This is a genomic window from Gemmatimonadales bacterium (assembly GCA_035502185.1).
In the GTDB taxonomy this organism is placed as follows: Bacteria; Gemmatimonadota; Gemmatimonadetes; order Gemmatimonadales; family JACORV01; genus Fen-1245.
Genome location: DATJUT010000059.1, coordinates 19,490 through 31,452, shown reverse-complemented (window position 1 = coordinate 31,452; position 11,963 = coordinate 19,490). Strand labels below are relative to the sequence as shown.

9 protein-coding genes are annotated in these 11,963 nt (G+C 71.3%); all 9 read right to left on the bottom strand.

From position 1 onward, the window contains the following. Nucleotides 1–12 precede the first annotated feature (12 nt). The gene (locus tag VMF70_07890; protein HTT67933.1) at nucleotides 13–1,269 is read right to left on the bottom strand and encodes a LysM domain-containing protein; all 1,257 of its coding nucleotides are present in this window, start codon (nucleotides 1,267–1,269) and stop codon (nucleotides 13–15) included. Next, nucleotides 1,241–1,765 carry a single-stranded DNA-binding protein gene (gene ssb / locus VMF70_07885; protein ID HTT67932.1) on the bottom strand — a complete coding sequence of 175 codons (525 nt, stop codon included), beginning with the start codon at nucleotides 1,763–1,765 and terminating at the stop codon, nucleotides 1,241–1,243. The genes VMF70_07890 and ssb overlap by 29 nt, the downstream gene beginning before the upstream one ends. A 94-nt stretch (nucleotides 1,766–1,859) precedes the next feature. Further along, the gene (gene rimI, locus VMF70_07880; protein HTT67931.1) at nucleotides 1,860–2,327 is read right to left on the bottom strand and encodes a ribosomal protein S18-alanine N-acetyltransferase; all 468 of its coding nucleotides are present in this window, start codon (nucleotides 2,325–2,327) and stop codon (nucleotides 1,860–1,862) included. After that, entirely contained in the window at nucleotides 2,311–2,973 is a 663-nt protein-coding gene (tsaB, locus tag VMF70_07875; GenBank protein HTT67930.1) for a tRNA (adenosine(37)-N6)-threonylcarbamoyltransferase complex dimerization subunit type 1 TsaB, read from the bottom strand. The genes rimI and tsaB overlap by 17 nt, the downstream gene beginning before the upstream one ends. After that, on the bottom strand, nucleotides 2,970–3,389 hold the full coding sequence (tsaE, locus tag VMF70_07870) for a tRNA (adenosine(37)-N6)-threonylcarbamoyltransferase complex ATPase subunit type 1 TsaE (protein ID HTT67929.1): 420 nt from the start codon (nucleotides 3,387–3,389) through the stop codon (nucleotides 2,970–2,972). The genes tsaB and tsaE overlap by 4 nt, the downstream gene beginning before the upstream one ends. Next, entirely contained in the window at nucleotides 3,367–5,559 is a 2,193-nt protein-coding gene (gene uvrB / locus VMF70_07865; protein HTT67928.1) for an excinuclease ABC subunit UvrB, read from the bottom strand. The genes tsaE and uvrB overlap by 23 nt, the downstream gene beginning before the upstream one ends. Continuing rightward, on the bottom strand, nucleotides 5,556–7,718 hold the full coding sequence (locus VMF70_07860; protein ID HTT67927.1) for a bifunctional (p)ppGpp synthetase/guanosine-3',5'-bis(diphosphate) 3'-pyrophosphohydrolase: 2,163 nt from the start codon (nucleotides 7,716–7,718) through the stop codon (nucleotides 5,556–5,558). The genes uvrB and VMF70_07860 overlap by 4 nt, the downstream gene beginning before the upstream one ends. Next, nucleotides 7,715–8,398: a DNA repair protein RadC gene (gene radC / locus VMF70_07855; GenBank protein ID HTT67926.1), complete on the bottom strand. Its 684-nt coding sequence runs from the start codon at nucleotides 8,396–8,398 to the stop codon at nucleotides 7,715–7,717. Before radC ends, VMF70_07860 begins: the two co-directional genes overlap by 4 nt. A gap of 269 nt (nucleotides 8,399–8,667) precedes the next feature. Beyond that, nucleotides 8,668–11,958, bottom strand: coding sequence for a preprotein translocase subunit SecA (gene secA, locus VMF70_07850; protein HTT67925.1), 3,291 nt, complete (start codon nucleotides 11,956–11,958; stop codon nucleotides 8,668–8,670). Between the last annotated feature and the right edge of the window lie 5 nt (nucleotides 11,959–11,963).

Here is an 11,963-nt window from a genome sequence, read left to right as displayed (position 1 = left end):
CGGGTCCGAGCGTCACGAAGGCATCCGGCGAATCTGGAGCACGGTGGACCCCGGGCGAATGTCGCCCCGGTCGACCTGGATGAGGACGCCGGAGGCCGTGTGCGGCCGCACGTACACGATCAGCACCTTGCCCTGGTTCTGCGTGATCGCGCCGATCCCCGCCGCCGGCGGACTGACGCGGCTGACCTGGAAGATGTCGCCGAGATGCACGCCGTCGCCCGACCCCTTGTTGATGAACAGCACGTCCTGCTGGTTCACCACCTCGCGCGGCGAGCGCAGGTCGAGCACCTCGCCGGAGACCGCGCTGTCGGGCGACACCGGGCGCGGCCAGATGCCGCGCTTGGACTCGAACGGCACGGCCCTGACCACGTGCTGCCCGCCGTCCACGCTCTGGTACAGCGCCACCACCTGGGTGATGGCCGTATCGCGTCCGGCGGTGACGACCTTGAGCAGGCCCGTGGGGCGGACGATCGAGCCGTAGCCCTGGATGATCCGGGGCGTGTCGTACGCCATCAGCAGATCGCCCGGCTTCAGGGTGTCACCCGGCGGCGGCGTGATGGCCACGGTGCCGTAGAGCATCGCGCTGTTCGTGGTCGTGAGCCGGCTGATCGACGAGGTCGACGTGTTGCCGACCAGCGCGCCGGAGTTCAGCTGCTCCCCCGCGTCGAGCACGTAGCCGGAGGAGTAGTACTCGCCCTCGCGCACCGCCCGGTACTCGCGCTGCTCGCCGAGCCGCAACGATCCGGCCGCGACGCTGGTGCGGCCCTGGGTCGCGAAGATCGTGGGCCCCATGGCGGGATTGGAAATGCTCGTCTGCGTCACGGCCGCCGTGGTCTCGCCGGCCGCCGGCGCGACCGCGATGTCGCCCTGCGGCGCGGCTTCCGCCGTCGGCGTCACGGGCGCCGCGGCCGCCGCGGGCGCGGCCGGTGCCTCCGGCGCGGCGGGCGCCGCCGCCACGGGCTCGGACGCCGGCCCCAGGTGCAGCTCCTCGCCCGGGAAAATCCAGTGGGGATCCTCGATGACGGCGGTGTTGAGCCGGTAGATCTCCGGCCACAGCAGCGGGTCACCCAGGAACTGCTGCGCCAGCCCCCACAACGTCTCCCCCTGCTGCACCACGTGCGTGGCGGGCAGCGGTGCGCGCGCCGCGGCCGGCTGCTGCGCCGCGAGCGGCGCCGTGCCGGCCAGCGTCACCGCCACGCCGACGAGCGCCACGCCCACCATCACTCGGTGCTGCGCGAGCCTAGAAAGGAAGATCGTCGTCCTCTTCATCGAGTGCCTCCGGGAAGTCCTCGAACGAATCCTCCTTGCCCTGCGCCCCCGCCCCCGCCCCTCCCGCGCCCTGCGCCGAATCTCCGGCCGGCGCCGCGCCCTTCGCCGCCGCGGCCGAGCCCCGCCGGCCCTCGCCGCCGCCGCCGTCGCCGCGACCGGACAGCATCACCATGTCGCGCACGTTGATCTCGGTCGTGTACCGCGTCTGGCCCTCTTTGTCCTTCCAATTCCGGTACTCGATCCGGCCCTCTACATAGACCCGGTCACCCTTCTTGAGGTATTTCTCGACCACGTCGGCCAGGCCGCTGCCGCCCTGGTTCCACACCACGCAGCGGTGCCACTCCGTCTTCTCCTGCTTCTCGCCGGCCTTGGTGGTCCACTGGCGGCTGGTGGCGAGCGACAGCGTCGCCACCCGGGACCCGTTGCTGGTGCTCCGAACCTCCGGGTCGGCCCCGAGGTTCCCGATCAGCATGATTTTGTTGAGACTGCGACTCACCTGGCGACCCTCCTTGCGGCAGGATCGGGGACCACGGACAGGGCGGAAGTATAGGCGCCACAACGGGTTTTGTCAACCGAAAGCACGTGTTACCTCATCCTTTCTCGGCGACTTCAGGCGCCAACGCCAGCGCCATGGTGACGGCGTTTTCCGTCGGGTTCCGGTAGTAGCCGCGCCGCGTCGAGACCGGACGGAAGCCGGCGCGCTCGTACAGGCGCATCGCCGCGGCGTTCGACTCCCTGACCTCGAGGTGCACGATGCCGACGCCTTCACGGCGGAGCATCGCGAGCAGCGCGTACAGGAGATCCTGGCCCAGGCCGCGGCGCCGCACGCCCGGCTCGACGGCGAGGTTGAGGATCTCGCCCTCGTCCGCCGCGACCGAGGCGAACGCGTAGCCGGCGAGCGGGCCGTCGGGGCCGTCCACCGCGAACGCACGCACGTGCGACTGACCCAGCAGCTCGACGAAGGCCGAGCGCGGCCAGGGATCCGTGAACGCGGCGCGCTCGATCGCCATGACGCGATCGAGGTCGCGCGAGCCGAGCGGCCTAGCCGTGGCGGGCACGGTAGCGCGCCTCCGCCTCGGCGAGCCGGCCGTACGCCGGCTCCCAGGCGTCGGGGGCTGCGATCCCGGCGAGCCCACCGGCCACCGCCCCGAGGCGGATCAGGCACGCGGCCGACGCGTGCGCGGCGCCGGCCCGGACGAGGTCCGGCAGCGACGGCGGCGGCGCGTCGCCCGGCACGAGGGTCGGGGCGGCCAGCACCTCCACCCGCGCGGAGCCCGTCACGCCGCGCCGGTCCGGCGGAGCGTCCGCGAAGCGGTACACGGCGCGGTAGCGGTCGCCGCGCTGCGCGTCGTATTCGACCAGCACGGTGCCCCGACCGCCCGAGGCCGCGAGCGCCGCGCCGAGCAGCGAGGGCGCGCTCGCCAGCGCGAGGCCGGCGGCCCGGCACAGCCCCTTGGCGAAGGCGATGCCGATCCTGAGGCCCGTGAAGGAGCCCGGACCGTCCGCCACGATGACGCCCGCGAGATCCCGGACTCGGGCGCCGCGCCGGGCCAGCAGCTCCGCCGCCACGCGCTCGACGTCGCGCGACAGGTCGCGACGGGAGGCGATCCGCAGGTCCTCGCCGGGGGCGTCGGGCGAGCCCAGGGCGAGTGTGGGGACGTCGGTCGCGGTATCGAGGGCGAGATAGCGTTCCCGGGAGCTCACGCGACGCCCAGCTCCCGCATGAGCGGATCGTCGGTGTAGGCGAGGGTGATCCGGTGGTCCACCGGAGGCAGCGCCTCGCCGAGCCGCTCCGGCCACTCGATCAGCACCACGCTGGGCTCGGCGAGCATGTCGTCGAGGCCGAGGTCCGCGGCGTCCGCCGCGCGGCGGAGCCGGTACGCGTCGACGTGGTAGATCGCGGCGGTGGCGCCGGCGTAGCGGTGGACGAGCGCGAAGGTGGGGCTGGTGACGGGCTCCGTGACGCCGAGGGCGCGGGCGACGGCGCGGACCAGGGTCGTCTTGCCGGCGCCCAGCTCGCCGGCGACGGTCACGACGACGGCCGGCGGCGGACGGAGCCGGCGCGCGAAGGCCTCGCCGAACCGCGCCAGCGCCGCCTCATCGACGCGCCGGACGTCCACGCCCCCGCCGCCTGCCGCCGCTCGCGCCCGCCCCGCCGCCGCCCGCCGATTCGCCTTCCCTTCCGCCTTGCCGTCCTGCCGTCTGGGAACTGGACTTCAGATCGAGGATCTGGTCGCGGATCTGCGCGGCCAGCTCGAAGTCCAGGTCGTCCGCGGCGCGGCGCATCTCGTCCTCGAGCCGCTTCAGCAGCTCCCCGCGCTGCGCGGCGTCGAGCGCGGTCCAGTCGGCGGCGGCCTTGCCCGCCAGCGACAGGGCTTCCGTCCGCGGCAGCGGGTCCTCGCGCGCGTCGGCCACCCGCGTGGTGAAGCGGATCTCGTCGACCGACTTCACGATGGAGCGCGGAGTGATGCCGTGCTCCCGGTTGTAGCGCTCCTGGACGGTGCGGCGGCGCTGCATCTCCTCGAGCGCCTCCCGCATCGAGTCGGTCGTCCGGTCGGCGTACATGATGGCGCGGCCGGCCAGGTGGCGCGCGGCCCGCCCGACCGTCTGGATCAGCGAGGTGCGCGAGCGCAGGAAGCCCTCCTGGTCGGCGTCGAGGATCGCCACCAGCGAGACCTCCGGCAGGTCGAGCCCCTCGCGCAGCAGGTTGATGCCCACCAGCACGTCGAACTCGCCGAGCCGGAGCCCGCGCACGATGTCCATCCGCTCGATGGCGTCGATGTCGGAGTGCATGTAGCGCACCCGGACGCCGACCTGCGCGAGGTAGTCGGTGAGGTCCTCGGCCATGCGCTTGGTGAGCGTGGTGACCAGCACCCGCTCGCCGCGCCGCTCCCGGAGCCGGATCTCCTTGAGCAGGTCGTCCACCTGCCCCGCCACCTTGCGGATCTCGACCTCCGGGTCGATCAGGCCGGTGGGCCGCACCAGCTGCTCGACCACCGCGCCGCCGCTGAGCCGCAGCTCCTCCGGCCCCGGGGTGGCCGACAGGAACAGCACGCGCGGCGCGAGGGCGAGGAACTCGTCGTAGCGGAGCGGCCGGTTGTCGAGTGCGCTCGGCAGGCGGAAGCCGTACTCGACCAGGGTCTCCTTGCGCGAGCGGTCGCCCGCGTACATCGCGCCGACCTGCGGGACGGTGACGTGCGATTCGTCCACGATGACCAGGAAGTCCTTCGGGAAGAAATCCATCAGGCACGCGGGCCGCTCCCCGGCCGCGCGCCCCGAGATGTGGCGGCTGTAGTTCTCGATGCCGTGGCAGGTGCCCACCTCGAGCATCATCTCGACGTCGAACCGGGTGCGCGACTCCAGCCGCTGCGCCTCGAGCAGCTTGCCGGCCGACTTGAGCACGTCCAGCCGCTCGGCGAGCTCCTCGCGGATCAGGCCCACCGCCCGCTCGAGGTTCCGGCGGTCGGTCACGAAGTGCGTCGCCGGGTAGATCGCGCAGCGCGCCAGCTCCGCCACGGTCTTGCCGGTGAGGGGGTTCACCTTGACGATGCGCTCGATCAGGTCGCCGGCCAGCTCGACCCGGACCGCCTGCTCCTCGTAGGCGGGAAAGATCTCGATCACGTCGCCGCGCACCCGGAAGTTGCCGGGCTCGAAGGCGACGTCGTTGCGCTGGTACTGGATCGCGACCAGCCGCTCGAGGATGGCGCGCCGGCCCACCAGGTCGCCGCGCGCCAGGCGCAGCATCTGCTCCTTGTACTCGACCGGATCGCCCAGGCCGTAGATGGCGGACACGGTGGCCACCGCCACCACGTCGTCGCGCTCCACCAGGCTCGAGGTGGCCCGCAGGCGCAGCCGCTCGATGTCCTGGTTGATGGAGGCGTCCTTCTCGATGTACGTGTCGGTCTGCGGCACGTACGCCTCGGGCTGGTAGTAGTCGTAGTACGAGATGAAGTACTCGACCGCGTCGGAGGGGAAGAAGGACTTCAGCTCGCCGTAGAGCTGCGCCCCGAGCGTCTTGTTGTGCGACAGCACCAGCGCCGGCACGCCGAGCCGCTGGACGACGTTCGCCATCGTCATCGTCTTGCCGGAGCCGGTGACGCCGAGCAGCACCTGGTAGCGCTCGCCCGAGGTGAAGGCCCGCACCAGGGCCTCGATGGCCTGGGGCTGGTCGCCCGCGGGCTGGAACGGCGCCTCGAGGGTGAACGCGGTGGTACTCGTACCAGGGCCGGATCGTGCGGGCGGCGCCTCGGAGGAGTCCTGCGCGCGTCGTCCCCCGTCCGGCGCCGTCACGCGATCAGGCGCTCGCGGCGCCTGACGTCGCTCACGCCTTTCACCTTCCGGACGGCCTTGATGACCTTGTTGAGGTGGGAGAGGTTCTCGACTTCCACGATCACCTGGCCGGTCATGCCGAGCTCGCCGCTCACCAGCTCGCAGCTGCGGATGTTGGTCGCGGCCTGCGCGATCGCGGTGCAGATGTCGCCGTACAGCCCGCGGCGGTCCTCGCCCACGAGGTCGAGGCGGACCGCGAACACCTCGCCCTCGACCTCGCGCCAGTCCAGGTCCATCCGCCGCTCCGGCTCGTTGTCCAGCGCGAGCAGGTTGGGGCAGTCCACGCGGTGGATCGAGATCCCGCGGCCGCGGGTGACGTAGCCCGTGACCGGGTCCCCGGGCACCGGCTGGCAGCACTGGGAGTAGCGCACCATCAGGCCGTCCACCCCCTGGATGCGGACCCCCTTGCCCACCCGGATGCGCTGCACCAGGCGGCCCAGGGTGCCGGGCTTGGGGGGCGGCGCCTCCTCTTCGGCCAGCTCGGGATGGAGCGCCCGCAGCAGCTGCACCACCGAGCAGTCGCCCCGGCCCAGGGCTTCCTTGAGATGCGCCTCGTCGGGGAGCGACAGCGCCTCCGCCGCCCGCTGGAGCGCGTCGGCGTCGGGCCGCGGGAGGTGGCGGCGCTTGAGCTCGCGGTCCAGCATCTCCTCGCCCAGGGCGAGCGAGCTGTCCTGCTCCTCCTGCTTGACCCACTGGCGCAGCTTGGTCCGCGCGCGCCCGGTGTGCACGTGCGCCATCCAGTCGCGGGAGGGGCGCGCCGACGCGGACGTCAGGATCTCGATCGTGTCGCCGTTCTTGAGGGCGCGGTGGAGCGGCGCAATGCGGCCGTTGATCTTGGCGCCCTGGCAGTGGTACCCCACCTCGGTGTGGACCGCGAAGGCGAAGTCGATGGGCGTGGCGCCCTTGGGCAGCTGCTTGACGTCGCCCTGCGGCGTGAAGACGAAGATCTCGTCCGCGTACAGGTCGATGCGCAGGAACTCGATGAACTCGTCCGCCGTCAGCGCCTCCTGCTGGTGGTCCAGCAGCTGGCGGAACCAGGTGAGGTGGCGGTCGAGGTCGTCCGGCGAGCGCCCTTCCTTGTAGAGCCAGTGCGCCGCGATGCCGTACTCGGCGGTGTGGTGCATCTCGCGGGTGCGGATCTGGACCTCGTACAGCTGGCCGCTCGGTCCGAACACGGTGGTGTGGAGCGACTGGTAGCCGTTCGACTTCGGCTGGGCGATGTAGTCCTTGATCCGCTCCTGCAGCGGCGTCCAGCGCGAGTGGATCACCCCCAGGGCGTGGTAGCAGTCGGGCACCGTGTTGACCAGCACCCGGATCGCCATCAGGTCGTAGATCTCCTCGTAGGGCAGGTCGCGGCGCAGGATCTTGCGGTAGATCGACCAGAGGTTCTTGGGCCGCCCCGTCACCTCGACGCCCGTGATGCCGGTCCGCTCCAGCTCGCGGCGGAGCGGCTCCCGCATCCGCTCGATCAGGTCCTCGCGCTCGGCCTGCTGCGCGGCGACCTTGCGGCCCAGCGCGTCGTACTCCTGCGGCTCGAGGAACCGGAACGCCAGGTCCTCCAGCTCCGCCTTGATGCCCGCCATTCCGAAGCGGTGCGCCAGGGGGGCGTAGATTTCGCGCGTCTCCTGGGCGATGCGCCGCTGCTTCTCCTCGGGCAGGTGCTCCAGCGTGCGCATGTTGTGCAGCCGGTCGGCCAGCTTCACGATCACGACCCGCGCGTCCCGGGCCACCGAGAGCAGCAGCTTGCGGTAGTTCTCCGCCTGCTCCTCGGCCGTGGACCGGAAGGTGAGGCTGGAGATCTTGGTCAGCCCGTCGACGATGGCGGCGACCTCGGCACCGAACTCCCGCTCGAGGTCGGGGACCGTGACCTCGCTGTCCTCGATGACGTCGTGCAGCAGCCCGCACGCCGCCGACGTCGAGTCCATGTGCGCCTCGATGAGGATGCGCGCGACCGCGATGCCGTGCGTGACCGCGTCCTCGCCCGACCAGCGCTTCTGCCCGCGGTGCGCGGAGGCGCTGAACCGGTAGGCCCGATCCAGCAGGTCCAGGTCGAGCCGGTCGGCGTACGCCTCGAGCGCGTCGGTGAGGCCCGGGATGGCCGGGACCGGCAGGACGGTCACAGCAGCCCCGCCTCGGCGAAGCTCACGTAGCGGTTGGCGCCCACGACGACGTGGTCGTACACCGGCAGGTCGAGCACCCGGCCGGCCTCGACCAGCTGCCGCGTCACGGCGCGGTCGTCGGCCGACGGGGTCGGGTCGCCCGAGGGGTGGTTGTGGACCACGATGATCCCCGCCGCGGCTTCGGCGATGGCGCCGCGAAACACCTCACGCGGGTGCACGAGCGACGAGTTCAAGATCCCCCTGGTGACGAGCAGGTCGCGCAGCACGCCGCTCTGGCTGTCGAGTGCGAGCACGTGGAACTCCTCCGCCGCCAGATCGGCGAGGCGCGGCGCGAACCAGCGGTACACGTCGGCCGGAGAGCGGATCCGGGGCCGGTCGGGGCGCCCGTCCTCGAGCAGCCGCCGGCCCAGCTCGAGCGCGGCCACGACGCGCGCCGCCTTGGCGGCGCCGATCCCGGCGACCGACGCCAGCTCGGCCGCCGTGCGGCGTGCCAGGCGCGGCAGGTCCGGTCCGCCCTGCGCCAGCAGGGCCGCGGCGACCTGCGGCGCCGAGGCGCCACTCCGGCCTGTACCGATGAGAATCGCCAGGAGTTCCGCCGTCGTCAACGCGGCCGCGCCCAGCCGGAGCAGCCGCTCCCGCGGACGGTCCTGCACCCGAGTCTCGGAAATCCGAACCGGCACGGCCCCAACCTACTGATCCGGACCCGTGTTTGTGGGCGGATTCGCAACGGCGCGGCGCGATTCGACGCAGGATGGCAGTGATCAGATCAGTTGCGAGACGCCAAGTTGCGGGTGGTTACGAGGGAAGAGTGTCCAGCAAGAGGAACGGGCCCCGCCGCAGCCATTCGCTGCCCGACGCCCGTGCTCGCTCTCATGGCTGGCAACTCACAACCACTCGCAACTGGGCGTCTCGCAACTGCCCTGCCCACCGAATGCCTGATCCCCGCACCCTACAATGCCGCCCCGTGGCACTTCTTGAACTTCCTGCCCGAGCCGCACGGGCACGGGTCGTTGCGGCCGGTCTTCTCCCAGCCGACGGGCAGCCCCGCCGGGGAGGGCCCGCCGAAGCGGTTGCCGCCCACCAGGACGTTGCCCGCGCGGGCGGCGGCCGGCTCGGGCGCCGCCAGGGCGTCCTCCTCGACCAGGTCGGCGCCGACGCTCCTCGGCCGGCCGGTGGGCTCGCCGGGACCGCGCAGCGCGGGTCCGGTGAAGGTGCGCGGCGGGGGCGGGGGCGGAGCCGCCGGCGGTCCGGCCGTGACCTGGACCTTGAAGAACTGCTCGCTGAACGTGGCCCGCAGGTCCGCCATCAGGTCCACGAACATGCCGAAGGCTTCCTGCTTGTACTCGATCAGCGGGTCCTTCTGTCCCCAGGCGCGATAGGTGATCGCGTTGCGGAGCTGGTCCAGGTCGTAGAGGTGGTCCTTCCACTTCTCGTCGATGCTGCGGAGCATCACCTGGCTGAGGACCTGCTCGGCCAGCTTGGGCACCCCGTACTGCCCGCCGTAGGTGTCGAGCGCCTTCACCTTGCGGTCGAACGCCTCGCGGGCGTTCCGCTTCACCAGCTCGAACAGCTCGGCGCGGCTGGCGACGCCCCGTTTCGACAGCTCCGGCGCCGTCAGGAGGAACCGCATCTGCAGCGCCTCCTGCAGGGTGGCCAGGTCCCACAGCTCGGGGTGCTTGCCGCCGCCGATGGCCTCGTCGATGGGGCGCTCGAGCGCGCCGTCCACCATGCGGATGGCCTCGGCCTTGGCCTCTTCGCCGCCCTCGAGCGCGAACAGCCGCAGCGAGTAGATCACCTCGCGCTGCTGGTTCATCACGTCGTCGTACTCGAGCAGGCGCTTGCGGGCCTGGAAGTTCTGCAGCTCGATCCGCTTCTGGGCGCCCTCGATGGACCGGGTCACCAGCGGGTGGGTGATCACCTCGCCCTCTTCGGCGCCCATCCGGTCCATGAGCGAGCCGATGCGGTCCGACCCGAACAGCCGCATCAGGTCGTCCTCGAGCGAGAGGAAGAAGCTCGAGCCGCCCGGGTCGCCCTGGCGGCCCGACCGGCCCCGCAGCTGGCGGTCGATGCGGCGGGACTCGTGGCGCTCGGTGCCGATGATCTGGAGGCCGCACGGCGGGTCGGTCATGCAGCCGAGCTTCTGGATCTCCTCCCACGCGAGGTCGGGCTGGTCGATGGCCTGGCCGAACGGCGCCTGGCGGGCCTTGATCCCGCACACTTTGCACTTGGTGACGCCCGGGCCGAGCTTGATGTCGGTGCCGCGGCCGGCCATGTTGGTCGCGATCGTGATCGCGCCCGGCTGACCGGCCTGCGCCACGATCTCCGCCTCGCGCTGGTGGTACTTGGCGTTCAGCACCTCGTGCTTCAGGCCGCGGCGCTTCAGCATCCGCGACAGCGTCTCCGACACCTCGACGCTCACGGTGCCGACCAGCACCGGCAGGCCGCGCCCGTGCTGGCGCTGCACCTCGTCGCTGATCGCGTTGTACTTCTCGCGCCGGGTGCGGTAGATCCGGTCGTGGTTGTCGATGCGGCGCACCGGCCGGTTGGTGGGGATGACCATCACCTCCAGGCCGTAGATCTTGAAGAACTCCTCTTCCTCGGTCTCCGCCGTGCCGGTCATCCCGGCCAGCTTGGCGTACATCCGGAAGTAGTTCTGGATGGTGATGGTGGCGAGCGTCTGGGTCTCGCCCTTGACCTGCACGCCTTCCTTCGCCTCCACCGCCTGGTGCAGCCCGTCGGACCAGCGGCGGCCGGGCAGGATGCGGCCGGTGAACTCGTCCACGATGAAGATCTGGCCGTCCTGCACCACGTACTCGACGTCCTTCTCGTACAGCGCGTGCGCCCGGAGCAGCTGGTGGATGATGTTCAGCTTCTCGCTCTTGGCGGCGTAGTCGGACTCGAGCTGCGCCCGCCGCTCCAGCTTCTCGTGGGCGGAGAGCTGCTCGTCGCGGTCGATCTTCAGCACCTCCTCCGACAGGTCCGGCACGATGAACAGTGCCGGGTCCCGGGGCGAGAGCAGCTCGACGCCCTGGTCGGTGAGGTGGACCGAGTGCCCCTTCTCGTCGAGGACGAAGTACAGCTCCTCCTCGAGGTCGCGGAGCTTCTGCTGCTTGGCGGGCAGCTTGCGGTCGGCGATGTAGTCGAGCTCGACCTTCTGCACCAGCTTCTTGGCGCCCTGCTCCTGCAGGTACTTGAGCAGCCGCTTGTGCTTGGGCATCCCGAGCTGGACCTGGTAGGCCTTCACCGCACTGGCGTACTCGTCGGTGGGCCACAGCTTCTCGGCGTCCGCGATGAGGTTGTTGGCGACCTCGCTCTGGCGGCGCACCAGGCCGACCACCGCCTGGTTGTGGTCGGCGTACTTGGTGTCGGTCTCGTTGCCGACCGGCCCCGAGATGATCAGCGGGGTGCGCGCCTCGTCGATGAGGATCGAGTCCACCTCGTCGATGATCGCGTAGGTGTGGGCCCGCTGGACGCGCTGCTCCAGCGAGAACACCATGTTGTCGCGCAGGTAGTCGAAGCCGAACTCGTTGTTGGTGCCGTAGGTGATGTCGCACCCGTACGCCGCGCGCCGCTCGGGCGAGCCGGGCTCGGTGTCGTCGATGCAGCCCACGGTGAGGCCGAGCCAGGTGTAGACGTGCCCCATCCACTGGGAGTCGCGCCGGGCCAGGTAGTTGTTCACCGTCACCAGGTGCGATCCGTTGCCCGGGAGCGCGTTCAGGTAGAGCGCGAGCACCGCCACCAGCGTCTTGCCCTCGCCGGTCGCCATCTCCGCGATCTTGCCCCGGTGCAGGCAGATGCCCCCGATGAGCTGCACGTCGTAGGGCACCATGTCCCAGATCAGCTCGCGCCCGGTGACCATCACCTTGGTGCCCAGCAGCCGCCGGCACGCCTCGCGGACCGTCGCGAACGCCTCGGGGAGCAGCTCGTCGAGCACGTCGGCCGTGGCGTCGGCCAGCTCCCGCTCGTGCTCCAGCAGCCGCCGGTCGATCCGGTCCCGCTCGTCCGGATCCGCGCACCCGTGCTTCTCCTGCTTCAGCCGCTCCACCTCGTCCTTGAGCGTCCCGGTCCGTTCGGCGATGCGCGCGCGGAACCGGGCCGTCTGGCCGCGCAGCTCGGCCTCGGACATTCCCCGCAGCGTCTCCTCGTGCTGGTGGACGGCGTCCACCAGCGGCCGGATGTGCTTCAGCTCGCGCGTGAAGCGCGTGCCCAGGATCTTCGTGACGACGGTCGGCAGCGGCATCACGT